Genomic DNA, 23898 nt, shown 5'->3' on the forward strand with positions numbered 1-23898 from the left:
ATTGCTTATGCAACTTTTTATAATTTTCATCGTCTAATAATAAAGTACACAGGATATTATTGAGGGAATTTAACAAAACTAAAGATTCAGATTTATGAAAAAATTATTCACCATTTTATTTGCAGCATTTTCCTTAACAACAGTTATTAGTGCGGTTGCAAAAGATCAGATAAATATTGTATCATCGAAACACAGCAACGATGATAGAGAAGTAAAAGATTTTAACGGTATTGCTGCCGCCGGACCCATTAACGTAGTGGTAACATTAGGGAGTAAAGAAAGTTGCAGATTAGAAGGTGATGCTGAGGCTATCGCATCAATCATAACTGAAGTGAAAGGGAATGTACTCATTATACGCCCGAAAAACAGCATCACAAGCTGGTCTAGAAAATACGATGGAAAACAAATTACAGCCTATGTTTCTGCTCAGGAACTTGCCAGTTTAACCATGAGCGGATCTGGAAACATGACCGTAAACGGCAAAATCAGCACGGGTGATTTAACCACAACTTTAAGCGGTTCGGGCAGTATTAAGGCAAATGCTGATGTGGATAATTATCATGGCGTAATTAGTGGTTCCGGATCATTAAACATCACTGGCAGTACAGACAAAGCAAAAATTGTAATCAGTAGTTCTGGTTCTTTCGAAGGAAAAGGCTTTACTTCAAATACCTTATCCACAACCATCAGTGGCTCTGGAACGGTAAATATTAAAGCAGATCGTTCTATTAAAGCATTAATCAGTGGTTCTGGAAATGTAAACTATTCAGGAAATGCTACTGTTGATAAAAGTACAATTATCGGCTCTGGAAGAGTAAGAAAAATCTAAGTAAAAATAATTTATTTGAACGCCCCGGAGAAATTCGGGGCGTTTTTTTATTTTATTTCGTTTTAAATCTCAATTAAAAACCTTTATTTCTATTTTACAGGAAAAAATTACAGATAGCCATTTATCATTATGCTAATAGAAACATTAAAAGTACTATTCGAAAGAGACCTTGATAAACTTATACACGAAATAGAATTATATCAAAAAGAAGACAACATCTGGATCACCGATAAAGAGATTTCCAATTCTGCAGGAAATTTATGTTTGCACCTCATCGGTAATCTCAACACTTACATAGGCGCAACCATAGGCGGTACGAACTATGTTAGAGATCGCGAATTAGAATTTAGTCTTAAAAAGATACCCAGGCAAGAATTATTGGCTTCGATAAAAGAAACTAAACAAGTGATCGATCAGTCATTAAATATGATAACAGAAGCCCAACTTAATGCTGAATACCCATTACTGGTGTTGGAAAAGAAGACCTCAACAATGTTCTTTCTGGTTCACTTAACTACACATTTAAGCTACCACCTTGGACAGATAAACTACCACAGAAGGTTATTAGATTTCTGATTAGTTTTAGGTTTATAAATTAATCAGGAAATCTAATCAGTTACTTTGCAAGTGATTTTATAAAAGTAAAAAGCGGTTTAAAACTGAACACCAACAACCGTCATGTTTTCAACATAGTTAATCTTCTGACTGGCCTTATCATATTCATCCCAGCCTGTAGTATGAATCTGCTTTAAATTGGTGGCGCCGAACTTTGTTGTATTTTGAAGATATACATGCTTCCAAATGTAAAACTTTAATCCAACCTTGGCAGAAACGCCATAACCAGAAACATTCCAGTGGTTATTTCGTCCTAATCCAAATAAACGTACGTCAGATCGTGGAACAATTAGTCCACCTCCCAAACCTGTTTCTAAGGTTAAAGACGTATTTCCACCGGGTGCCACCCAGATATCATCATATCGCTCTACTTCAACGTTGGCATAATTAAATCCGTCAGTATGCTCAAAGGTTAACATACTCTCTTTAACATTAATACTTTGGCCGTTATAATCTCCTGCCAAGGCACCTGTTGGTACATTTTCAGGAGTAATATTAGCACCAATGTGACCTGTTATGGCAACCGTTTGCGGAATATCCATCACATATTTCATATGATCCCAGCCAATAGAAATGCTGTAATTATCTTTAATAAAATAACCAACCCGGATATTGTATTGTGGAACAGTAATTAGACCTGGATTCAGGTATTCCCAGCTTAATTTGGATTGTCTGTCATGGGCAACTACATCATGTAACTTGAAATCGTAATTTGGCCCGGTAAACCTGATGTCACTCTTTCCGTACCAGGAATTATTGTATCCCCAATGGAAATAAAAGTCTCCTTTACGGGAAAAATTTCTTTTGTTTTCAGGGTTAAAGATGCTTTTTGAGTTTGGTGTATTTGTATTTGCAACGTTCTGATTTTCTTGCGCTTGCATCCGCTTCGCAAACAAGAGGGTAAAAACCAATATTAGATATTTCTTCACGGCACAAATTGAGCAAAAACGATTGTGAATTACAACCATTTTGTTACGTCAACCAGGGTGTTGTAGGAAAAATGACTTTAAGACATTAAAACACAATTAAAATCTCGTGTATAAGGCAACTTGCACGATGTTATTATTAGTATGGTTATTTAAATTTTTAACGGCCTGATTCATGTAACCTACCTCAATATCCACCTTGTTAGAAAAACGATAACCTGCAGCAAGGTAAAGTCTGTTTTGATCAAATACACTGTTGTTTAACTGATTTTTATTTTGAAAATTTAAAAATACTTCATTTTGTAAAGCCACAAAAGCGCCTTTTGTAAAAGTGGAATCTACCTTTTTTAGCGGTTGGATTAACCTGAAGAAATAGCGAAATCGCTGAGCAAATACATCTTCATTTGCTCTACCAATAAAACGCTGTTCTACCCTAACCCGGTGACTGGCAAAAATAGATTTTAATTTGTGGTTGTAAATATACTGCTCAAAAATGCGGTGTTCATGCAGGAACATGTCCGGCGCATCTTCTACCCTGTTTTGCGTGGTTTGCCATAAATAACCAAGAGCAACATTACTTTTTCCATTGATGAAATACTGAAGCGCCGGGCGCACTAAAGTATTCCTTACGTGTCCAAACTCATCAGCAGAACGCACCTGCAAATCGAATTGCAACCCCCACTTTTTATTAAACTTTGTATTATTTACAAACATAAACCAGCCCGAATTCTGGTGTTGCGTTTGTGCTGAAAGCTTCCCCAGGAAAATAGAAAGCAAAAGAAATGTTAAAAAAATGTTTCTCATGAGGTAATCAAATGTGTGTTTCTACCTAATAACGTATAAAGGAGCAGAATTGTGTAAAGCTAAGTAGTTTACATTAAATTAACCTCAGCAATTCATCATTGCGATTAAGAATAATGAAGGTGCTTTATTTTAATTTCATTTAACGTTACGCAATTAAAAATTTATCTTCGTTGAAGATTTGGACTTAAGAAGTGTATAACTTCGCTAATTTGTCCTGATACTAAGAATTACAAAACCGTAAAATAAGAGCAAAATGATTATTGAACCGAGAATGAGGGGCTTTATTTGTTTAACTGCACACCCAGATGGATGCGCACAAAACGTAAAGAATCAAATTAAATATGTAAAATCTAAAGGCGCAATTAATGGGCCTAAAAAAGTATTGGTAATTGGTGCATCTACAGGTTTTGGATTGGCATCACGCATTACCGCAGCTTTTGGATCTGATGCATCAACCATTGGTGTGTTCTTCGAAAAAGTACCTTCCGCAGGCAAAACAGCTTCTCCAGGCTGGTATAATACTGCTGCTTTTGAGCAAGAAGCACATGCAGCTGGATTATATGCAAAAAGTATTAACGGCGATGCATTCTCCAAAGAGATTAAAAAAATTACGCTTGATTTAATCAAAGCTGATTTAGGTCAGGTTGATTTAGTGATTTATAGTTTAGCATCTCCGGTAAGAAAGCACCCGGATACTGAAGTTGTACATCGTTCTACTTTAAAACCAATTGGTGGCACTTACACCAATAAAACAGTAGATTTTCACACGGGTAACGTAACAGATATTTCTATTGAACCAGCAACCGATGAAGATATTACAAATACTGTTGCGGTAATGGGAGGCGAAGACTGGACCATGTGGATTGATGCTTTAAAAGCAGAAAACCTATTGGCTGAAGGCGCTACAACTGTGGCTTATTCTTATATAGGCCCTGCATTAACAGAACCAGTTTATCGCAAAGGTACGATTGGAAGGGCTAAAGATGATTTAGAAGCTACAGCTTTTAAAATCGGCGATCAATTAAAAGACATCAATGGAAAAGCTTTTGTTTCTGTAAATAAAGCTTTGGTAACACAGGCTAGCTCAGCCATTCCTGTTATTCCACTCTATATTTCGTTATTATATAAAATAATGAAAGAAGAAGGTATTCACGAAGGTACAATTGAGCAAATCCAGAGATTGTATGCAGAAAGATTGTATACAGGTAATGAAGTTCCTGTTGATGAAAAAGGAAGAATCAGAATCGATGATTGGGAAATGCGTGAAGATGTTCAGGCAAAAGTGGCTAAACTTTGGGAAGAAGCTACAACAGAAACTTTACCTGCTATTGGCGATTTACCGGGCTACCGTGCTGACTTCTTAAGCCTTTTTGGGTTTGAAGTTGATCAGGTAGACTATCAGAAAGACACCAATGAAGTAGTTGAAATCGAAGGATTGGCAAACTAAACAGCTATTTTATTGTTATTTCAACTCTATACAGTAGAATTGCTGTTAGACCCAGATTAAAATAACAACTAAATAGATATTAGCACAAATAAATTAACGGCTGGTTTTATCACCAGCCGTTTTTTAATAAAAAGTTAAATGAGTTTCAACCTTCAACCTTCGTTTGCAAGTGATTTAATTAAAGTAGTTCCACTTCAGGAAAGCGATTTTGAAAGCCTCTATGCTGTAGCTTCTGATCCTTTAATTTGGGAACAACATCCAAATCCAGATCGCTATAAGCGTGAGGTATTCCAGATCTTTTTTCAAGGTGCGATTGAATCTGGAGGTGCTTTTATTATATATGATCAATCTACAGGTAATGTAGTTGGAAGCTCCAGGTACTATGAATGGAATGAAGAAGAAAATTCAATAGCAATTGGCTATACTTTTATCGCGAGGCAATTCTGGGGTAGAGGATTTAACGGAGCAATGAAGAAAATGATGGTTGATTATGCGTTTCAGTTTGTAGATAAAGTGATTCTACACATTGGTGCGACTAATTTCCGCTCTCAAAAAGCAATAGAAAAACTTGGTGCAACAAAAATTGCAGAGATAGAAGTTGCTTATTATGGCGAACCAGAAAAATGGAATTTCGTTTATGAGATTAAAAAAAATGCCTGGAAAAGCTGGTAAATATCTTTTAACTGACTGATGAATTTCAAATACCAAATATTGAATAGCAAATAGTTATCTGTTTGCAGCTTATCGGAATAAAATCGTATTTCTGATTTAGTATTCTTATATTTGTATAAATCTCGATTCCACTCACCTTTCTAAAAACAAAAAACAATTATATATATATGGCTAAATCTCAGGCAACATACAGTAAAAAAGAGAACGAAAAAAAACGATTAAAAAAACAAAAAGACAAACAAGAGAAAAAAGAAGAGCGTCAATCTAATGCAAAAAAAGGTTTAGCGCTCGAAGAAATGTTTGCATACGTTGATGAGAATGGTAACATTTCGTCTACTCCACCAGATCCTAAAAAGAAGAAAGTATTCAACATTGAGGATGTACAGATTGGTATAACAAGACAAGAAGATATTATTGATGAAAACCCGGTTAAAAAAGGAACAGTAACTTTCTTTAACGAGAGTAAAGGTTATGGTTTCATCAAAAACACCGAAACTCAGGATAGTATTTTCGTACATGCAAATGGCTTAGTTACTCAAATTAAAGAGGGTGATAAAGTTACTTTCGAAGTAGAAATGGGTCAAAAAGGTCCAACGGCTGTTAAAGTATCAAAAGTTTAATCGCTGTTCAGCTCTCAAATTGCTGTTTTCTAAAATGGCAATAACATAAAAAATCTGCAGAAAAAGTTCTGCTGCGCCAGGTTTTATAAACATTTATATTTCCGTCTATTTAAGCATAAAACCTAGCGCATTTTTTTCTTTTCCTGAAGCATTCTTGCTCTGCTCAATTCATCTTTCCAAACGAAATTTATATTTCTGATTAGAATTTTTCAGCGCGATATTAAAAAATCTTTATAACAACGTATCTATTATTGACCTGTCGGGGTTAATAATTTCAATGACTTGTAGATAAGCTTCATGTGCGTTTTACAAGGTGATATCACCTATCCAATTTGTTGATGATTATTGCAAATGGGGAAATAAGTGCAACCCGCTCTTTAAAAATAAATAAATCGCGGTGTGGAATTTGCTTTGAACTTACATCATTACAGCACACACAAAGAAAAACAGAATATGAAAAAGTTAATCGCAGTTGCACTTGTTGCATTTTTAGGCTTATCTACAGCCATGGCTCAACAAACAGATTTACGTAGAAAAATTAGTGTTAGTGGTACCTCAGAAACTGAGGTTACGCCAGACATTATCTACATTGGTATTTCACTAAAAGAATATTTAAACGGGAAAAAGAAAGTGGAGATCACCGAATTGGAGAAACAGCTTTATGCAGCAATCCAGAAAGCAGGGATTCCAAAGGAAAACTTAACCATCAGTAATTTAAGCAGCTGGAATGATCAGACATCAAAAAAGAAAAACCCTGATTTTTTAGCAAGCAAGCAATATCGGTTAAAAGTTAGCGACCTTAATAAATTTAATGCCATTCTGGAAGATTTGGATGCTAAAGGTATTGCCAACACCAATATTGAAAGCTACGATTATTCAAAAATAGAAAGCTTAAAAAAGGACTTAAAGATTAAAGCATTATTATCTGCGAAAGAGAAAGCAAACTACATGGTAGCTGCGCTTGATGGTAAATTAGGAAGCGTATTGGAAATTCAAGATGGTGGCGACAATATTATACAACCTGTTTACAGAAACTATATGATGAAATCTGCAATGGCTGAAATGTCTGCAGATACTGCACCAGAAATCGACTTCAAAAAAATTAAGCTAAACTTCACTGTCAATGTGATTTTCGAAATCAAATAAGCTTTTCAGATATTTTGTAATAGTAATTTTTAAACCTACCAGAACTTTTTGGTAGGTTTTTTGTTAGGTAGACATCGAACACTAAAAAATTTTAAATTATGAAAAAATTCATTTACACCTTAGCCCTTATTTTCTCTTTAGGTATTAGTTTCAATTCAGTACAAGCTGCTGATAAACCTGCTAAAAATCCTACTGAATTAACTGCAGAGCAGACATTACAATTAGAGAAAATTAAAACCCGTGTTGAAGAAATCAGAGACATGGATAAATCTAATTTGACCAGAACTGAGCGCAAAGCTTTACGTAGTGAATTGAGAGAACTAAAAGGTCAGGCACGTGCCGTATCTGGTGGTGTTTATCTTTCAGTTGGTGCAATTATCATCATCATCTTATTATTGATTTTGATTCTATAATCAAATACAAAAAACACATCTATCTATAAAAACAAAAAGCTTTGCATCACTGCAAAGCTTTTTTTGTTTGTAATACGATTGGTAATCATATTAATAAATATCTGTTTGTAGCGTCTAGCTACGACCCATTTTAGATTTATCCACATGATCTATCGGTCGTGTATCTCACTGAGCGAAATGATGATTTTCTTAATGCCTAACTGTTTTCGAAATTAGACCTTGGTAAAAACACCAAACCGATAATATAACCAATTAGGTTGGAGCTTCTTGCTACTACCTGATTCCCATAGCAATAGGATTAGATCACATTATACCTCAGCAAAGAAGACCGCCCCAAGATTTAATCAATAATATCGAAGCCTGTATATTTAACCAAAACTTCCGGAATTTTAATTCCTTTTTCTGTTTGGTAGTTTTCTAAAATAGATGCCACAATCCGTGGTAAAGCTAGCGCACTTCCATTTAACGTATGTACCAATTGCGTTTTACCTGTTGCACCTTTAAAACGAATTTTAGAACGGTTACTTTGAAAAGTTTCTACGTTTGATACAGAAGAAACCTCTAACCACCTGCCTTGTGCACCACTCCAGGCTTCCATATCGTAAGTCATGGCAGAGCCAAAACCCATATCGCCACCACAAAGTAGTAATACCCGGTAATGTAATCCCAGCTTTTGCAACAAAGATTGAACATAAGTGCTCATATCTTCAAGTGTTTGATAGGATTGATCAGGATGAGTAATCTGTACCAATTCTACCTTATCAAACTGGTGTAAACGATTTAATCCACGAACGTGTGCACCGTAAGAACCTGCTTCTCTACGAAAGCAAGGCGTATAAGCCGTGTTCCTTATTGGTAAATCTTCTTCTTTTAAGATAACATCGCGATATAAATTCGTAACCGGAACTTCGGCAGTAGGAATCAGGTATAAATCATCTACAGTAGAATGATACATTTGTCCTTCTTTATCCGGCAGTTGTCCTGTTCCAAAACCAGAAGCCGCATTTACTAAATGAGGCACCTGTACTTCATTATAACCAGCTTCAATCGCCTGATCTAAAAAGAAATTAATTAACGCCCTTTGTAACCGGGCACCTTTTCCTTTATAAACCGGAAAACCAGCACCAGTAATTTTTACGCCTAATTCGAAATCAATTATATCATATTTCGCAGCCAGCTCCCAGTGTGGCAAAGCATTGGGAATCAACTCCGCTGGTGATCCATGGGTATAAACAGTTAAGTTTTCTTCTGGTGTAGTACCCACCGGAACCTGATCGTGTGGTAAGTTAGGCAACTGAACAAGTAAATTAAATTGGGCGGCTTCGAGTTCAGTTAGTTGCTCGCCCATACTTTTTATATTTTCTTTATGAGAAGCCGTTTGAGCTTTGATTGCTTCAGCTTCTTCTTTTTTACCAGCACGCATTAAATCGCCAATTTGCTTGGCTGCTGCATTCGCCTCCGCAGAAATGACATCTAAAGAAGTTTGAGTGGAACGACGCTCTTCATCAATTTTAATGATTTGATCTACCAACTCTGGTTGTTTAAAGTTACGTACACTTAAACGTTCTAAAACTTTCTCTCTATTTTCGCGGATATAGTTAACTTGCAGCATTATTTAATTTTTTTCACAAAGATAGAAAGAGTTTTCAGTTTTCAGTTTGTAGTTTTCAATCTTGATACTTGATACTTGATACTTGACTATGAGCGGCAAACTTTTCCTCGTACCCACACCCATAGGGAATTTAGAAGACATGACCTTCAGGGCCATTCGGATTTTAAAAGAATGTGATTTGATCCTGGCGGAGGATACCCGTACCAGTGCACCGATGCTGAAGCATTTCGGAATTGACAAACGCGTTTTCTCCCATCACCAGCATAATGAGCACAAGGCGACTTCAGAGATCATCAAATTTTTAAACGAAGGTCAAAACATCGCTTTAATTTCAGATGCCGGAACGCCTGCTATTTCTGACCCTGGTTTTTTCCTGGTACGCGAAGCGATTAAAAATGATATTGCAGTAGAATGTTTACCCGGTGCAACTGCTTTTGTACCTGCCCTGGTTAACTCTGGCTTACCAGCTGATGCTTTTACGTTTGAAGGGTTCCTTCCGGTGAAGAAAGGACGCCAAACGAAGTTTAAAAAACTCGCCGAAGAAGAACGAACGATTATTCTTTATGAAAGTCCGCACCGTTTATTAAAGACACTTGAAGAGTTTGCACAATATCTGGGCGAAGACAGACAGGCATCAGTAAGCAGGGAATTAACGAAAATGTTTGAGGAAACGGTAAGGGGTACTTTAGTTGAAATAAAATCACACTTTGAAAACAATACTTTAAAAGGAGAATTTGTAATTTGCATAGCGGGAAAACCAGCAACAAAAAGCAAAAACAAATATGAAGATGCTGAGTAGCATTACAAACTTATACAATATATGAATAGCATAGATAGATTCCTTAGCGACGAACAAGACCCTAAGGCTGTAGAAAAAGTTATTGGAAAATTAAATGACCTCTTAACCACAGGCGAAGAAATTCTTTACCTGGCGGTACAAAAAAAGCCGGCAGTAAACTTGCTTCCGGATAGCATTGCCATTTCGAATAAAAGAATCTTCTATTGTGAGCCGGGGAACCTGGGTTTAACCATGAACTTTAAGGATATCTCCTGGAAAAGTATTAAGGAAGTATCGTTTAAAGAAGAACTTTTTGGTTCAAAATTTATTTGTGTTCCCCAATATGGAGAGAATATTGTAACAGAGTTTATTCCTAAAGTGCAGGCGAGAAAGTTACACCAGGCTGCCAACCAACAGTTAGAAGAATACAAAGAATTGCTGCATCAGCAAAAAATAGAAGAAAATCGTGCTACAGCGGCATCAATTAACCCTAGCCCACAACCATTTGCAGAGCTACCAGCTGAGCAACCAATAGAGCCGGAACCTATTCAAATTGCCGAAGTGATAGAAGAGCCAGAAGATGAAACCACTTTAAAATTGCGAAAACTAAAAACTTTGTATGATAAACACCTGATTACACAGGAGGAGTACGAAGCTAAAAAAGCAAACATTTTAGATAGCTTTTAACATTTAAGATCGTGAAATGGAAAATGGGAAGTAGATAGCGGGAAATGGAAAGCAGATAGAAATAGGAAATAGATTGGAAGTTTTAAATAGGAAATGAGAAATAAATTTAAATAAACATTGCCTCTTTCTTATAGTTTCCCCTCTCCACCATCTATTACCTGTTTACTATTATCTATTTCCTACTGCCTATTCCCAAAACCTATTCCCCCACTTGCGATCAGTTCTGCATATCCCCTTTACCCATCAAAACAGCCATGGCTAAAACACAAACTAACCTCCTCGCTTTATTAAGCGCTTTTTTACTTTGGCTGGCCTGGCCACCTATTCCCTTTACAACTCCATTATTACTAGTTGCATTAGTACCGCTATTTATTGCACTAGATAAAATTTCAAAAACCGACCTGAAGAAACAGGGTAAACGCATTTTTTTAACTGCTGGTTTAACTTTTCTAATTTGGAATTCAGCATCCATCTATTGGGTTTACAATGCCATTAGTGCTTACAATGGTGCAATTGTGGCCATTCCGGTTTCATTAATTCCATTTGGCTTAGGTGCATTACTCATGACTTTTGCTTTCTGGTTATATTATCGTTTAGGAAAATATGTAAATAAAAAAATCGCCTATCTGGGGCTTATTTCTTTTTATATTGCCTTAGAATATCTGCAACAAACCTGGGATTTAGCCTTCCCATGGATGACGCTTGGAAATGGATTAGCAGGCATGCATCAGTTGGCTCAGTGGTATGAGTATACCGGGATTTATGGTGGTTCCCTATGGATTTTAGCCAGCAACATCCTTGCTTTCGAAGCCTATAAAAAATTCAAAACGCAAACAGGGTATTTAAAATTTAGAACAGCAGGCACCTGGGCCTTGGTTGTAGTTATTCCCGTTATCATCTCACTAACAAAATATTTTACCGCGACGCAAAAAGGTACACCGAGCAATGTGGTTGTCGTTCAACCCAACATAGATCCCTACTTAAAGTTAACGGACATTACGCCAGCTGAGCAAATTAAAATCCTAACTCATTTATCTGACTCGATCGCACAGCCTAACACAGAATATTTTATCTGGCCGGAAACAGCAATTCCAAATTATGCAGATGAAGATCATATCCGCAGCACTCCAGATTTTATTACGCTCCAAAATTTCCTGAGCAAATACAAAAATGGCACCCTGATTACAGGCATAGAAAGCGTTAAAGTCTATGCAGATAAAAAGACCATTACGGCTAAATATGATGATCGGCAAGGCTTTTACTTTGATAATTTTAATTCTGCTATGCAGGTAGAAAACTCTCCGAATGTGCAGTTCTATCATAAATCGAAACTGGTACCCGGCGTAGAAAAGATGCCTTTCCCTAAAGTATTCTCTTTTCTGGATGGCGTTTTTGCGCAATTGGGCGGTACGGTTGGTGGCTGGGGCTGGCAAGAAAAACCTAGCGTGCTTTACGCACAAAGTGGGATTGGTGTGGCTCCAGTAGTTTGTTACGAAAGTTTATGGGGCGATTGGATTGGCCAGCAGGTAAAAGATGGAGCACAATTTATTGCCATTATTACCAATGATGGCTGGTGGGGAAATACATCAGGAAAAGACCAGCATCAAATGTACGCTAAACTGAGGGCAATAGAAACCCGCCGGGATATAGCAAGATCGGCCAACACAGGTATCTCCTGCTTCATCAATCAACGTGGTGATGTAACACAAAGCACCAAATGGTGGACCCGGACAGCGCTGAAAGGTGATATTAATCTGAATGATGAAATTACTTTTTATGTGAAGAGTGGCGATATTATCGCGAAAGTATTAAGCCTTTTGGCAGTTTTACTAACATTGGTTATACCTTATAACAAATGGATAAAAAAATAAGAGTCCTAGCAGTCTTATTTCTGTTCATCGGTTGTGTGAGTGCGAAAGCACAGATATATTTAGATAGTCTAAATAGCCAGTCAAAAGCCATGCTATTAGCATTTAGAGGCAATGATTTTAACGGGCTTTTAACTTATACACATCCAAAAATTATTTTAATCATGGGCGGCGTTGATTCTGCTTTGACAACTCTAAAGATGGGTGTTAAGATTATTGAAGAAAGCGGTCTATCTTACGTTGATATAAAGAATGAGAAACCCGAACAATTATTTCAGTCAGGACAATTAGTTCAATGCTTATTGCCTCAGACTTCTGATGTAATGATTAAAGATAAAAAGATTAAAGCTATCAGTTATTTGTTATGCATTTCTTACAATGGTGGAAAAAACTGGTACTTTATTAATGCTAATAAAGAAAAAGAAACTCAACTTAAAAAGCTTATTCCAGAGATAAATAAAAAATTAGTCATTCCGGAGATGCAAATAATTAATGATTCCAATTAAAACATATGCAATACCATAAAAACTTTAACAGATTTATCCTTATCACATTCATAATCTTAAATATTGCAGTAGATCAAATTTCAAAGTTTATTGTGAGATTAGAGATTTCTGATTACGAACACATTGCGGTAATAAAGAATATTTTTACGCTAACCAAAGTTGAAAATAGCGGTGCCTTTCTGAGTTTAGGCGACCAGATGCCTTATATTTTCAGACTGCTCATCTTAAACGCATTACCTGCACTTTTTCTGGGCTATGGATTATATTATCTTTTTTCCAGACGCAATTTAAGTCTAAGCATGCAAATTGCACTTTGCTTTCTGATTGGTGGCGGTATTGGAAATTTATATGATCGGATTGCACACGGGTCTGTTACCGATTTTATGCACATTGATTTTTACCTCTTTCAAACAGGTGTATTTAACTTCGCTGATATCTCTATTATGATTGGCATAGGAATTTTACTCGTTCAATCTATAAGGGGAAATATAACCAAGCAAAACGAAATGGTTTAGCCGTAAAAATTTAGTTTGAATAAAATGAACTACATAGATAAAGATTAATGAATACATTTTTGTATTTTTTATACTATATTTACGATAGTGAATACCAGTCATTACGATCAAACTAAAAACTAAACTATGAAGAACCTATTAAAAAATGCCGCAGCAATGATGCTGCTTTCTGTTTTCATTATCTCTTGTTCAAAGAAAAATGAAGTGATCCCAGATCAGCAAACTGAAACCACTCAACAGAATAAGGTTTTAGCTTACATCAAAAGTCTTGGATTTTCAGCAGCTCAAATTGTAGAAAAAGGAGATAATTATATTGTAGATGGTGACATCGTCTTTAGCAAAAACATGGAAGTTCCTGCAGACAACGGGAAATCTATAACCGAGCAGTACTACAATGGTTATATTGTAACCAACAGTAGAAATATTCGTGTCAAAATAGATCCATCAATCACCAGCATGACCAGTGAGATCAACGGTGCAATTAACCAATGGAATACGGTGCCTAATTCTAATCTTAGATTTGTAATTACCACAGGTAGCGTTTATGATATTCTCATTAAAGTTGATAATACCATCGGAAGCTCTACCTGCGGACAGGCTTATCTTTCAACATCAAATGGTTTGGCAGGCAATACAGTTTGGATTAATCAGGCACTGATTCAAAACAATTCTGCAGCACAACGCCAAAGAACAATCGCACATGAATTTGGGCACACCATATCATTTAAGCACACCAATCAATCTACTACAGTCAACGTTCCCGGAGTTGGCGGTACAGATGCGCAATCGCTAATGAATGGCGGACAATGCGGAAGCGGTGCAACAGTTTTATCAACAAAAGATAAACAGGCAACCGCAGTATTGTATCCGCTTTAACCTCTTTACAAAAAAATCAGATCACTAACTAAAAAGATCGTAATGTACCGGAAGCTGTTTCTTTGAGACAGCTTCTTTTATATCAGCAGAGTTTGAAGCTTTTAACCCGGTAAAGCGTAAATTTCTTAACACCAAATTACCATTTCTAAACAAACATATATTTATCTTTAATTGTTAAACAACGAAAATAAAACTCAAACCATGAAAAGAAATGCAACAGCCGTTTGGCAAGGTTCTATTAAAGAAGGTGCTGGCAATATAACTACACAAAGTACAACGCTAAGCAACACGCAATATTCATTTAATTCGAGATTTGCTGAAGGTGTAGGTACAAACCCTGAAGAATTAATTGCAGCGGCACATGCAGGCTGTTTTACCATGAAATTATCTGCAAATTTAGGCGAAGCTGGTTTTACCGCGGATAAGTTAGAAACTAAATGTGACATTAATTTAGACCCATCAAAAGGTGAAATTGTTGAATCGCATTTAACCTTAACTGCTACAGTTCCAGGTTTATCACAAGAAAAATTTGATGAATTAGTTGCTGATGCGGAGAAGAACTGCCCAATTTCTAAATTGCTTAACACTTCTATTACAGTAGACGCAACTTTAGCATAAACTGAAAAAGGTCATGCCGTTTAGATAAATCTTTACAGCATGACCTTTTCATTCATTTCCAGCAATCTACTGGATTAAATCATATACTTTCCTACAATTGGCATCCTTCTGCCCATACCAAATGCTTTTGGAGAAACCCTGAGGATTGGCGGCGTTTGATAGCGTTTAAACTCGGCAATATTGACTAGTTTTAAAACACGTTGCACCAAAGCCTCATCAAAACCTTTAGCGATAATAGATTTCGAACCTTGTTTCTCTTCTATATGGTGATAAAGAATTTTATCTAAAACATCATAATCTGGTAGCGAGTCCGAATCTTTCTGATCTGGCCTAAGCTCAGCAGATGGTGGCTTCACTATAGTATTAATCGGGATCAGTTCCCGATCTTTATTGATGTATTTTGCCAGTTCAAAAACCTGCGTTTTATAAACATCGCCAATTACGCCAATGGCACCACACATATCGCCGTAAAGCGTGCCATAACCTACTGCACACTCACTTTTATTAGATGTATTAAGCAAAATATAGCCAAATTTATTGCTCATGGCCATCACAATGGTTCCACGCGTTCTGGCCTGGATATTTTCTTCTGTTAAATTGAAAGGCAAACCATTAAACGCTGGTGCTAAAATCGAATCAAATGCCTGTGCAACATCTTTAATCGGAATAATTTCATGCATACAGCCAAAATTGTTCACTAAATCGATGGCATCCTGCACCGAATGATCAGAAGAAAACTTAGAAGGCATCAACACGGCCATCACATTTTCTGCGCCTAAGGCACTACAGGCCAATGCACAAACCACAGCAGAATCAATCCCACCTGATAAACCTAAAACTGCTTTGCTGAAGCCAGATTTCCTAAAATAATCTTTAATTCCTAAAATCAGTGCATCATGAATTTGCTCAACATCAGCCGAACGATCAGCCTTTGGATATTTATTGCGAACATTTACAATTTCAGATAAATCGAAGACCTGCAGATCCTCCTCGAAATATTTCATTTCGGCTTTCATTTCTCCATCAGCATCGAAAACCAGAGAACCGCCATCAAATATAATTTCCGTTTGCGCACCAACCTGGTTTACATAGAAAACTGGCAAATGGTATTTTTTTGCATTATCAGCTAAAACTTTAATCCGTGCATCATCGTGGGTATAAGAAAATGGAGAGGCTGCAATATTAATCATTACATCTGGCTCTTCTTTTATCAACTCATCCATCGGATTAGATACATAAAGGGGATTATCATTGATATTCCAAAGATCCTCGCAAATGGTTAAAGCAATTTTTTTTCCTTTGAAGTCTATACAAGCGAATGATGTGGCAGGTTCAAAATAACGATACTCATCAAAAACATCGTAAGTAGGAAGCAAAGCTTTTCTGGCAATCGCTTTAACCTTACCATTTTCTATAAAATATGCAGCATTATACAAATCTTTACCTTGCAGGATCTCGTTTTTAATCGGCAAACCCACAATGCAGGCTATTTCTTTACAGTGTCTGGCAATCTCTTGTGCGGCCTCCTCACAAAGTGCGATGAACTCCTCAAACTCCAGAAAATCTCGGGGCGGGTAACCACAAATGGCTAACTCAGCAAACACCACTAAATCAGCTCCTTTACCTCTCGCCAGTTCAATGTGATCAATTATTTTTTTTGTATTTGCTTCAAAATTTCCAATGTGATAATTAAGTTGTGCTAATGCTATTTTCATATTTAAAACAAATTTTAAAAGAATACACCAAAATTTAGGGCAAGGTAATGGTTTCTAACGTCACGGTTTTTCTCTGTGGTAATATTGGTGAAACCATTGTTAAATGTTAATCCAGCTACAATACTGGTATTCCCTGAAATATCAAACTCCCCGCCGCCACCAATCAGCAGCCCAGCACGGTAGAATTTAGTATTATCACCAATCTTTACATCATTTAATTTAACCGTACTGCTCACCGCATCTTGCTTAGCGCTTAACAAAATGGAATTAGACAAACCGAACTGACCATAGAAACGTCTGCCATTATCCTTTTCCGTTTTGAGTTTAATGGTTAAAGGCAATTCCAGGTATTGAACTTTATATTTTAAGTCGTAAGCTACCGGAATACTTTTATTTGCACCAAGATCCAGGCTTTTAATATAAGTTGGATCTACTTCCGTACTTTTTCCATTCATGGTGGTAATGGTTAATGCTGTTGAAAAACTATAGTTGGGCGCAAAATTAAAATCCCCTATCAATCCATAAGAGAACCCTAAAGCTATGCCATCGGTTTTACCTTGTTCAGGTTTTACCCAACCGATTGTTGGTGATGTTGTTAAACCTAATCTAAAACCATAGTTTGTCAATTTTGGCATTTGTGCGAAGGTGCTGAAACTTAGAAAAGATAAAATTAAGATAGTTGATATTTTTTTCATGCTGATGTGTTTATATTTGATGTACATGATTTATAACGTAAAACACAGACAAATTTATCTAATTTTTCTCTTTGCTATCGCATTTATTTCTTGTAAGCAGGCTAACCGCCCTGATGTGAGCAATATAAATCTGGATATTAAGATTGCCCGGTTTGATAAAGCGCTTTACACGGCGAAGGCAAAAAAAACTGGTGATGTTGATCAGTTGTTATCAAAAAACTATGGCGTGTTTTATGATGATTTTGTTCATAAAATGATTGGCGCTCCTGAATATAGCAATGACGAGGTTTTGAGCACCTTATTTAAAGACCAGGCTTACACCGATCTTACCAAAGAGGTAGATAGCGTTTTCCCTAATTTAACTGTTCAGGAAAAAGGATTAACCGAAACATTCAAATACATTAAATACTATTATCCGAAGGCCAAAATTCCAAAATTCGTTTCTTTCGTATCCGGTTTCGCTTACCAGATGCCAGTGGGCGATGACTATTTAGGAATTGGTTTAGACATGTTCTTAGGCAAGAACAGTAAATTTTATAAAGCAATTGTTCAAAGTGTCCCTTTATACTTATCCAGGAGATTCTCTCCTGAATATATTGTACCCAGGGTAGCGGAAACGTATGCTCACGAAGAACTATTTTTAGAGCCGGATGAAAACCGGACACTGCTTTCAAAAATGGTTTTCCAGGGAAAAATTCTGTATTTCCTTGATCAGGTTTTACCGGAAAACATTGCTGATTCTACAAAAATTGGTTATACTAAAGATCAACTTGAATGGGCACAACGATTTGAAGGCGATATTTGGGCATACTTTCTGGAAAATAATTTTCTTTATGAAACCGACTACCAGAAGATTCAGGTATTTCTATCAGAAGGCCCTTTTACACCGGGATTGGGTGAGAACAGAGATTCAGCACCAAAGTTAGGTACGTGGACGGGATGGCAGATTGTAAGAAAGTATATGGATGAAAATCCTAAAATAACATTGCAACAACTCATGGCCGAGCACGATGCTCAAAAAATTCTGAACCTGTCAAAGTATAAACCTAAACAAAAATAATGTTAGCTTTAAAAAGATTGTACTTAAGTACTGGCAGACAAATTGTAATACTTTCTGTCAATTATTAATACCAGAATCTAAATATGAAAGTTGGCATTGTTTTATCAGGAGGAGGAATCCGGGGAATAGCACATTTAGGTGTTTTAAAAGCGTTTAGCAATTTAGGCATTACTTTTAGTCACATTAGCGGAACCAGTGCGGGTGCCATTGCCGGTGCTTTCTTCGCTGCAGGAATAGATCCGGAAGAAGGACTAGGTATTTTTCTTAGAACAAAATTATGGCGGTTTATTCGCCCCGCTGTAGGTTCATTGGGTCTGATTAATATTGAAAATACCTCCCTCATTCTGAAGGAATATTTCCCGGCTAACACAATTGAAACCCTTAAAATTCCTTTAACCATTGCTGCAGTAAACTTTAGTGAAGGCCGGCTGGTATATTTTACAAAAGGACCATTAATCAGGGCTATACAAGCATCAAGCTGTATTCCAGGCATTTTTAAACCCATTATGATCGATGGACAAATGTACGTTGACGGTGGAATTTTAAATAATTTTCCAGTTGAACCTTTAATGGAAGACTGCGATTTTATCATTGGATCTTCCTGCAATCACCTTAAGCCTGTGGATAAAATTACCGGGATTACTAATTTGATGGGTCGTGCAGGCATCATGTCGATTAACCATGATATGGAAAGAAAAGCCAAATTTTGCAATGTGCTCATTGAGCCGAAAGGCTTAGGTGCCATAAGCACATTCGATATGAAACGTGCTGAAGATATCTACTGGTTAGCACACGAAGAAGCTTTGATTACCATTAAAAATAGTCCGACTATTTCTCAACTGATTACAAAATAATAGTTGAGGAAATTTTTTTCGAAATCACTTCATTTAAATCGCCGCTGAAGAATTTAGCGCAACTAATTTCTCACCTTGTAAAACCGGAATAGCTGAACAGATATTTAGTTGCAAACAGAAAACAACATCTTCTTCAATATTAAGCTGTGCCAAACGGTGGCTATGAGATGACTTATAAAGATATTTCCTTAAGTCATCTTTGGCCAACGAGTACAAGTCTTCAGCTGCTACGCTGGAATCATCGAAATGCTCGAAGTTTTTGCGCAACTTATTTACAACAGCGCCAGCAAACAAAGTATCTTCTAAATTAAACTGATCTTTCCAGCCGGCGCATAAAAGCAATACATTTTTGTTTTGGACAGATAAATAATCGCAAAGTGAATCAAGGTTTAAAAAAGAACCAATAACCACCTGATAGGCACGTTTACTGGCTAGATATAATGCTTTGGTGCCGTTAGTAGTAGTTAAAACGATAGTTTTTCCACTAACTTTTTCTGTTGTATAAGAGAAAGGTGAGTTTCCAAAATCATAACCTGTTACCACTTCACCATTCCGTTCTGCAGCTAGCAAATAACCTTTATCTGCATAAGTTAAACAGTCTTCCACATTGGCTACCGGAATAATGGCTTCTGCACCGTTATCAATTCCGTAAGTGATGGAGGATGTAGCTCTTAAAATATCAATTACCACTACGATACTTTCTTCGATATCGTATAAATCAATCAATGCAGGTGTTAAACAAACTTCTATTTTTTTCGACATATATTGAGTATCAAGACGTAAGTATTAAGTGTCGGGACAATTGCCTTAATACTTAATACTCAAGACTTGCATCTATTTATAAAAAGGAAACTTAACTATTTTTGCTTTGATTGGCGTATTCCTGATATTGATAAAAATCTCTGTACCTTCTTTGGAGAAATCTTTAGCCACATAACCCATACCTATTGCTTTTTGCAAAGATGGCGCCTGGGTACCCGATGTTACTTTGCCGATAATGTTTCCTTCTGCATCTGCAATTTCATAATCATGACGCGGAATACCGCGATCAATCATTTCGAAACCAACTAATTTCTTTTGGATTCCAGCTTCCTTTTGAGCTTGTAATGCCTCTGAGTTTGTAAATGGTTTAGAGAATTTAGTAATCCAGCCTAAACCAGCCTCAATTGGAGAAGTGGTATCATCAATATCATTTCCATATAAACAGAAACCCATTTCTAATCGCAAGGTATCACGGGCGCCCAAACCGATAGGTTTAATGTTCTGCGCTTTACCCGCTTCAAAAATGGCATCCCAGATTTTATCAGCATGTTCATTATCAAAATAAATCTCAAAGCCACCGGCACCGGTGTAACCAGTTGCAGAAATTACTACGTTATCTACGCCTGCAAACGTACCTTTAACGAAAGTATAATACTCCATAGAAGCCAAATCTACATCAGTTAAAGTTTGTAAGGCATCTGCAGCTTTTGGACCCTGAATGGCCAGTAAAGATGTTTTATCAGAAATATTATGCATCTCCACTGCGTTGGTATTGAACTGCTGAATCCAGTTCCAATCCTTTTCGATATTTGAAGCGTTTACCACCAACATATAAGTTTTTTCATCTATGCGATAAACCAAAAGATCATCTACAATTCCACCATCATGGTTCGGTAGGCAAGAATACTGAACTTTACCATCGTATAATTTCGAGGCATCGTTACTGGTTACCCTTTGAATTAAATCGAGTGCATTTTCACCTTTCAAAATGAATTCGCCCATGTGGCTTACATCAAAAACACCTACTCCATTACGAACAGTTGCATGTTCTGCATTAATACCTTCGTAAGTAACAGGCATATTATATCCTGCAAATGGAACCATTTTAGCGCCTAAAGCGATGTGTTTTTCTGTTAATGCCGTATTGTTCATACCTAATCTTTATTTGCCGCAAAAGTACTAAGAAAACAGCAATGTTTAAATGCTTATTTCACTGGATTCAAATTGTCCTATTAAACCTCGCAGGTTTTAAATAATTGCGAGGTTTAAATATTGAAATCAAAACACCGAATCTTTCCGGAAAGACTTAAATTCTATTTATTATTTTTACTTAATAGACGTGATGTTAACAAGTACACATTTTTCAAAAAAATAAAGTTATGGGCATAAACCAGGCGCTACCGGCCGAAAAAACGGAAGAATTAATCAACCTTTTGAAAAGCCGTTTTGAAAAGAATATGAAAAGGCATCAGGAATTGAAATGGACGAATGTAGAAATTAGGTTAAGGGCAAGCCAACATAAATTATGGTCGCTTAACGAAATGGAAGAAACAGGTGGTGAGCCCGATGTAATTTCATTTGATAAAAAAACAGGAGCATATCATTTCATCGATTGCTCAGCTGAAAGCCCTAAAGGCCGCAGAAGTTTATGTTACGATCGGGAGGCACTTGATGCCAGAAAGGATAATAAACCAGAAAATAGTGTGATCGATTTAGCTGCGGAAATGGGAGTTGACCTATTAACGGAGGAACAGTATCGCCATTTACAAAAATCAGGCAAGTTTGATGAGAAAACATCCAGCTGGATTAAAACACCAGAGAACATCCGGAGACTTGGTGGCGCACTTTTCGCCGATTTTCGTTATGATACTGTTTTTGTTTATCACAATGGCGCACAATCTTATTATGCTGCCAGGGCTTTCCGTGGATTGTTATGTATATAGATCTTATCGATATTTGCCTGGGAGCAGGCACACCCCCTTTTAAGCGCTAATGAGTTGCTGATAGATTTCGAGCATTTTGGATGAAATTAAATAAATACCATGATCGGTCTCTACTGTTTTACGGGCATTTTCTCCAATTTCCATCCAACGTTTTGGATTAATAATGCATTGCAGAATGGAACGATAAAATTCATCTGCAGAATCTGCAATGAGGATATCATAACCATGCTTGCAATTAATTCCCTCCGCTGCAGTGGTGGTAGCGATGATACATTTTTTCATAGCCATTCCTTCAATAATCTTCACCCGCATGCCCGTACCTGAAATTAACGGAACGATCATAATTGCTTTAGAGTTCATAAAATCTACCGCATCAAAAACTTCCCCCTCCACAATCAGGTTTTCAGAATCATATTCAAAGAAATGTTTCTGCATATTTTTGCCTGCAATATAGAAGCGAAGATCTTTATTTAATTTTTCAATATCCGGCCAGATATCATCCAGAAACCACTCCAAGCCTTCCTGATTTGGTCGCCAATCCATTGCCCCTAAATGAAATAACGTGGGAAAGCTGGTTTTTGATTTATCCACTTTATACCGCTCCAAATCAATAGCTACCGGAAAAACCGTCATTGGAACTTCACAACCAAAACGGAGAATACTTTGACGATCTGGCTCGCTGATGGCAAATATCTGATGAAAGCGATTAATCTGTTCGGTTTCATAGGCTTTTAAGCGTTGCGCTAAAAAAGACAAATACTTTCTGCGAAGCAAAAAAGTTTCGGAGTGAGAGAGGCGTTCCCACATGGTAAACTCAATATTATGTGCCCTGTAAATCAGCTTGGCATTGCTGTTTGCTTTAACAATATCAAGGTAAGGAACTACAAAAAGCCCTTCAAACTGAATAATATCAAAAACATTTTCGCGGAGAATATTTTCTAATTGGTTAGCAGCTTCATCATTGTAGAATCTTGAAATATTATAAGATTGGTTGGTAAAGATGTTGAAAAAAGCAGACCATACATTTACATCGGTATCTAAATCTGCTGTATGATATTTTATCTGTTCAAAAATAGGATCAGAAATATCCTCAATATCTATTTTTCCCTTTGAAGGATTTAAACTAAACAAAGTAATATCTGCACCAAGTTGAAGCAAACCCTTCATGGTGTTATAAACCACTATGGGATAACCGCTATTTGGCGGAAAAGGAATCCGCTTAGTTATTAATAAAATCTTCACAATGCCGTGAAAATACTAAATTTTAAATGGTTTTTGAAAACAAATCTAACTGCGGATCGCGAACATTAAATGTTTTTCTATGAAACGGAGAAAGCCCTATTTCCATCACGGCTTTTCGATGTGCTATGGTTGGATAGCCTTTATTCTGTTGCCAGTTATAATGAGGATAATCGACATGTAAATTGGTCATAAATTCATCGCGATGGGTTTTAGCAAGAATCGAAGCTGCTGCGATATTTAGGTACTTGCCATCACCTTTTATAATACAGCAATGCGGAATTTGTGGATAGGTCTTAAATCGATTTCCATCAATAATCAAATATTGAGGCTGAGTATGTAATTTCTCTATGGCCCGATGCATGGCCAGAAATGATGCATTTAAAATGTTAATCTGATCGATTTCTTCATGATCACAGGAGGCAACTGCCCAGGCCAAAGCTTCTTTTTCAATAACAGGACGAAGTAAATCCCTTTGGGCATGAGTAAGTTGCTTAGAATCATTTAATCCTTCCAGATAGAAACCCTTTGGTAAAATAACTGCTGCGGCAAAAACCGGTCCGGCTAGGCAGCCCCTCCCCGCTTCATCACAACCTGCTTCTAAAAATTCTTCCTGATAACAGTTCAACAACATTTTACAAATTTAAAGATTAATGCTTAAGTTTTGTCAAACGAATTTCGAATCGAAGTTTTACATC

At 36.8% G+C, this 23898-nt stretch carries 26 protein-coding genes; 17 read left to right on the forward strand and 9 right to left on the reverse strand.

Going from position 1 to position 23898, the window contains the following annotated elements; genetic code table 11:
• The first annotated feature begins 94 nt into the window (after positions 1-94).
• Both SOM16_RS12960 and SOM16_RS12965 read left to right on the forward strand, forming a co-directional pair.
• Positions 95-829, forward strand: coding sequence for a head GIN domain-containing protein (locus SOM16_RS12960; RefSeq protein WP_320464424.1), 735 nt, complete (start codon positions 95-97; stop codon positions 827-829).
• A 129-nt stretch (positions 830-958) separates the two neighbouring features.
• A complete protein-coding gene (locus tag SOM16_RS12965) occupies positions 959-1405 on the forward strand; it encodes a DUF1572 family protein (RefSeq protein WP_320464425.1) in 447 nt (148 codons plus the stop codon).
• A gap of 77 nt (positions 1406-1482) precedes the next feature.
• Here SOM16_RS12965 and SOM16_RS12970 read toward each other — a convergent pair whose 3' ends face one another.
• Both SOM16_RS12970 and SOM16_RS12975 read right to left on the reverse strand, forming a co-directional pair.
• Positions 1483-2373, reverse strand: a complete 891-nt coding sequence (locus tag SOM16_RS12970) for a hypothetical protein (RefSeq protein WP_320464426.1) — start codon at positions 2371-2373, stop codon at positions 1483-1485.
• A 96-nt stretch (positions 2374-2469) separates the two neighbouring features.
• Positions 2470-3174, reverse strand: a complete 705-nt coding sequence (locus SOM16_RS12975; protein ID WP_320464427.1) for a DUF2490 domain-containing protein — start codon at positions 3172-3174, stop codon at positions 2470-2472.
• 253 nt (positions 3175-3427) lie between these two features.
• Between SOM16_RS12975 and fabV the strand changes: the two genes are divergently transcribed.
• The 5 genes from fabV to SOM16_RS13000 all read left to right on the forward strand — a co-directional run bounded on the left by fabV (position 3428) and on the right by SOM16_RS13000 (position 7472).
• Complete coding sequence (gene fabV, locus SOM16_RS12980) at positions 3428-4621, forward strand: enoyl-ACP reductase FabV (protein WP_320464428.1); 1194 nt, start codon at positions 3428-3430, stop codon at positions 4619-4621.
• Between the two features lie 138 nt (positions 4622-4759).
• Complete coding sequence (locus SOM16_RS12985; RefSeq protein ID WP_320464429.1) at positions 4760-5293, forward strand: GNAT family N-acetyltransferase; 534 nt, start codon at positions 4760-4762, stop codon at positions 5291-5293.
• A 167-nt stretch (positions 5294-5460) separates the two neighbouring features.
• Positions 5461-5913: a cold shock domain-containing protein gene (locus SOM16_RS12990; RefSeq protein ID WP_320464430.1), complete on the forward strand. Its 453-nt coding sequence runs from the start codon at positions 5461-5463 to the stop codon at positions 5911-5913.
• Between the two features lie 453 nt (positions 5914-6366).
• The gene (locus SOM16_RS12995; protein WP_320464431.1) at positions 6367-7059 is read left to right on the forward strand and encodes an SIMPL domain-containing protein; all 693 of its coding nucleotides are present in this window, start codon (positions 6367-6369) and stop codon (positions 7057-7059) included.
• A gap of 98 nt (positions 7060-7157) precedes the next feature.
• On the forward strand, positions 7158-7472 hold the full coding sequence (locus SOM16_RS13000) for a hypothetical protein (protein ID WP_320464432.1): 315 nt from the start codon (positions 7158-7160) through the stop codon (positions 7470-7472).
• A 340-nt stretch (positions 7473-7812) separates the two neighbouring features.
• Here the strand turns inward: SOM16_RS13000 and serS are convergent, their stop codons facing one another.
• Positions 7813-9084: a serine--tRNA ligase gene (serS, locus tag SOM16_RS13005; RefSeq protein ID WP_320464433.1), complete on the reverse strand. Its 1272-nt coding sequence runs from the start codon at positions 9082-9084 to the stop codon at positions 7813-7815.
• Between the two features lie 88 nt (positions 9085-9172).
• Here serS and rsmI point away from each other — a divergent pair, with 88 nt between their 5' ends.
• From rsmI to SOM16_RS13040, 7 genes are all read left to right on the forward strand, one after another.
• Positions 9173-9883 carry a 16S rRNA (cytidine(1402)-2'-O)-methyltransferase gene (gene rsmI, locus SOM16_RS13010; protein WP_320464434.1) on the forward strand — a complete coding sequence of 237 codons (711 nt, stop codon included), beginning with the start codon at positions 9173-9175 and terminating at the stop codon, positions 9881-9883.
• A 21-nt stretch (positions 9884-9904) separates the two neighbouring features.
• Positions 9905-10549: a PH domain-containing protein gene (locus tag SOM16_RS13015; protein ID WP_320464435.1), complete on the forward strand. Its 645-nt coding sequence runs from the start codon at positions 9905-9907 to the stop codon at positions 10547-10549.
• Positions 10550-10803: 254 nt separating this feature from the next.
• Positions 10804-12420: an apolipoprotein N-acyltransferase gene (lnt, locus tag SOM16_RS13020; protein ID WP_320464436.1), complete on the forward strand. Its 1617-nt coding sequence runs from the start codon at positions 10804-10806 to the stop codon at positions 12418-12420.
• Complete coding sequence (locus tag SOM16_RS13025; RefSeq protein WP_320464437.1) at positions 12405-12923, forward strand: hypothetical protein; 519 nt, start codon at positions 12405-12407, stop codon at positions 12921-12923. The genes lnt and SOM16_RS13025 overlap by 16 nt, the downstream gene beginning before the upstream one ends.
• A 5-nt stretch (positions 12924-12928) precedes the next feature.
• Complete coding sequence (gene lspA / locus SOM16_RS13030) at positions 12929-13438, forward strand: signal peptidase II (RefSeq protein ID WP_320464438.1); 510 nt, start codon at positions 12929-12931, stop codon at positions 13436-13438.
• A 126-nt stretch (positions 13439-13564) separates the two neighbouring features.
• The gene (locus SOM16_RS13035; RefSeq protein WP_320464439.1) at positions 13565-14314 is read left to right on the forward strand and encodes a M57 family metalloprotease; all 750 of its coding nucleotides are present in this window, start codon (positions 13565-13567) and stop codon (positions 14312-14314) included.
• A gap of 201 nt (positions 14315-14515) precedes the next feature.
• A complete protein-coding gene (locus SOM16_RS13040; protein WP_320464440.1) occupies positions 14516-14932 on the forward strand; it encodes an OsmC family protein in 417 nt (138 codons plus the stop codon).
• A 74-nt stretch (positions 14933-15006) separates the two neighbouring features.
• Here the strand turns inward: SOM16_RS13040 and SOM16_RS13045 are convergent, their stop codons facing one another.
• Positions 15007-16647 (reverse strand): NAD+ synthase, encoded by a 1641-nt coding sequence (locus SOM16_RS13045; RefSeq protein ID WP_320464441.1) that lies wholly within the window; start codon positions 16645-16647, stop codon positions 15007-15009.
• A gap of 14 nt (positions 16648-16661) precedes the next feature.
• Positions 16662-17342, reverse strand: coding sequence for a porin family protein (locus tag SOM16_RS13050; protein WP_320464442.1), 681 nt, complete (start codon positions 17340-17342; stop codon positions 16662-16664).
• Positions 17343-17367: 25 nt separating this feature from the next.
• Between SOM16_RS13050 and gldB the strand changes: the two genes are divergently transcribed.
• A complete protein-coding gene (gldB, locus tag SOM16_RS13055; RefSeq protein WP_320464443.1) occupies positions 17368-18402 on the forward strand; it encodes a gliding motility lipoprotein GldB in 1035 nt (344 codons plus the stop codon).
• An 83-nt stretch (positions 18403-18485) separates the two neighbouring features.
• Complete coding sequence (locus tag SOM16_RS13060) at positions 18486-19256, forward strand: patatin-like phospholipase family protein (protein WP_320464444.1); 771 nt, start codon at positions 18486-18488, stop codon at positions 19254-19256.
• 33 nt (positions 19257-19289) lie between these two features.
• On the opposite strand, the gene SOM16_RS13065 is transcribed toward SOM16_RS13060, so the two are convergent.
• The gene (locus SOM16_RS13065; protein WP_320464445.1) at positions 19290-20018 is read right to left on the reverse strand and encodes a 2-phosphosulfolactate phosphatase; all 729 of its coding nucleotides are present in this window, start codon (positions 20016-20018) and stop codon (positions 19290-19292) included.
• Positions 20019-20090: 72 nt separating this feature from the next.
• Complete coding sequence (gene gcvT, locus SOM16_RS13070; protein ID WP_320464446.1) at positions 20091-21170, reverse strand: glycine cleavage system aminomethyltransferase GcvT; 1080 nt, start codon at positions 21168-21170, stop codon at positions 20091-20093.
• Positions 21171-21397: 227 nt separating this feature from the next.
• Between gcvT and SOM16_RS13075 the strand changes: the two genes are divergently transcribed.
• Complete coding sequence (locus SOM16_RS13075; protein WP_320464447.1) at positions 21398-21961, forward strand: DUF4256 domain-containing protein; 564 nt, start codon at positions 21398-21400, stop codon at positions 21959-21961.
• A 39-nt stretch (positions 21962-22000) separates the two neighbouring features.
• Here the strand turns inward: SOM16_RS13075 and SOM16_RS13080 are convergent, their stop codons facing one another.
• Positions 22001-23203 carry a glycosyltransferase family 4 protein gene (locus tag SOM16_RS13080; RefSeq protein WP_320464448.1) on the reverse strand — a complete coding sequence of 401 codons (1203 nt, stop codon included), beginning with the start codon at positions 23201-23203 and terminating at the stop codon, positions 22001-22003.
• A gap of 22 nt (positions 23204-23225) precedes the next feature.
• Positions 23226-23834 carry a ribonuclease HII gene (locus SOM16_RS13085; protein ID WP_320464449.1) on the reverse strand — a complete coding sequence of 203 codons (609 nt, stop codon included), beginning with the start codon at positions 23832-23834 and terminating at the stop codon, positions 23226-23228.
• Positions 23835-23898 lie beyond the last annotated feature (64 nt).

Origin of the sequence: Pedobacter sp. CFBP9032, from assembly GCF_034045265.1 — a bacterium.
In the GTDB taxonomy this organism is placed as follows: Bacteria; Bacteroidota; Bacteroidia; order Sphingobacteriales; family Sphingobacteriaceae; genus Pedobacter.

Coding starts and splice junctions, on each gene's coding strand:
- SOM16_RS12960 (WP_320464424.1), top strand. CDS start 95: ATGAAAAAATTATTCACCATTTTATTTGCAGCATTTTCCTTAACAACA.
- SOM16_RS12965 (WP_320464425.1), top strand. CDS start 959: ATGCTAATAGAAACATTAAAAGTACTATTCGAAAGAGACCTTGATAAA.
- SOM16_RS12975 (WP_320464427.1), bottom strand. CDS start 3,174: ATGAGAAACATTTTTTTAACATTTCTTTTGCTTTCTATTTTCCTGGGG.
- fabV (WP_320464428.1), top strand. CDS start 3,428: ATGATTATTGAACCGAGAATGAGGGGCTTTATTTGTTTAACTGCACAC.
- SOM16_RS12985 (WP_320464429.1), top strand. CDS start 4,760: ATGAGTTTCAACCTTCAACCTTCGTTTGCAAGTGATTTAATTAAAGTA.
- SOM16_RS12990 (WP_320464430.1), top strand. CDS start 5,461: ATGGCTAAATCTCAGGCAACATACAGTAAAAAAGAGAACGAAAAAAAA.
- SOM16_RS12995 (WP_320464431.1), top strand. CDS start 6,367: ATGAAAAAGTTAATCGCAGTTGCACTTGTTGCATTTTTAGGCTTATCT.
- SOM16_RS13000 (WP_320464432.1), top strand. CDS start 7,158: ATGAAAAAATTCATTTACACCTTAGCCCTTATTTTCTCTTTAGGTATT.
- serS (WP_320464433.1), bottom strand. CDS start 9,084: ATGCTGCAAGTTAACTATATCCGCGAAAATAGAGAGAAAGTTTTAGAA.
- rsmI (WP_320464434.1), top strand. CDS start 9,173: ATGAGCGGCAAACTTTTCCTCGTACCCACACCCATAGGGAATTTAGAA.
- SOM16_RS13015 (WP_320464435.1), top strand. CDS start 9,905: ATGAATAGCATAGATAGATTCCTTAGCGACGAACAAGACCCTAAGGCT.
- lnt (WP_320464436.1), top strand. CDS start 10,804: ATGGCTAAAACACAAACTAACCTCCTCGCTTTATTAAGCGCTTTTTTA.
- SOM16_RS13025 (WP_320464437.1), top strand. CDS start 12,405: ATGGATAAAAAAATAAGAGTCCTAGCAGTCTTATTTCTGTTCATCGGT.
- lspA (WP_320464438.1), top strand. CDS start 12,929: ATGCAATACCATAAAAACTTTAACAGATTTATCCTTATCACATTCATA.
- SOM16_RS13035 (WP_320464439.1), top strand. CDS start 13,565: ATGAAGAACCTATTAAAAAATGCCGCAGCAATGATGCTGCTTTCTGTT.
- SOM16_RS13040 (WP_320464440.1), top strand. CDS start 14,516: ATGAAAAGAAATGCAACAGCCGTTTGGCAAGGTTCTATTAAAGAAGGT.
- SOM16_RS13045 (WP_320464441.1), bottom strand. CDS start 16,647: ATGAAAATAGCATTAGCACAACTTAATTATCACATTGGAAATTTTGAA.
- SOM16_RS13050 (WP_320464442.1), bottom strand. CDS start 17,342: ATGAAAAAAATATCAACTATCTTAATTTTATCTTTTCTAAGTTTCAGC.
- gldB (WP_320464443.1), top strand. CDS start 17,368: ATGATTTATAACGTAAAACACAGACAAATTTATCTAATTTTTCTCTTT.
- SOM16_RS13060 (WP_320464444.1), top strand. CDS start 18,486: ATGAAAGTTGGCATTGTTTTATCAGGAGGAGGAATCCGGGGAATAGCA.
- SOM16_RS13065 (WP_320464445.1), bottom strand. CDS start 20,018: ATGTCGAAAAAAATAGAAGTTTGTTTAACACCTGCATTGATTGATTTA.
- gcvT (WP_320464446.1), bottom strand. CDS start 21,170: ATGAACAATACGGCATTAACAGAAAAACACATCGCTTTAGGCGCTAAA.
- SOM16_RS13075 (WP_320464447.1), top strand. CDS start 21,398: ATGGGCATAAACCAGGCGCTACCGGCCGAAAAAACGGAAGAATTAATC.
- SOM16_RS13085 (WP_320464449.1), bottom strand. CDS start 23,834: ATGTTGTTGAACTGTTATCAGGAAGAATTTTTAGAAGCAGGTTGTGAT.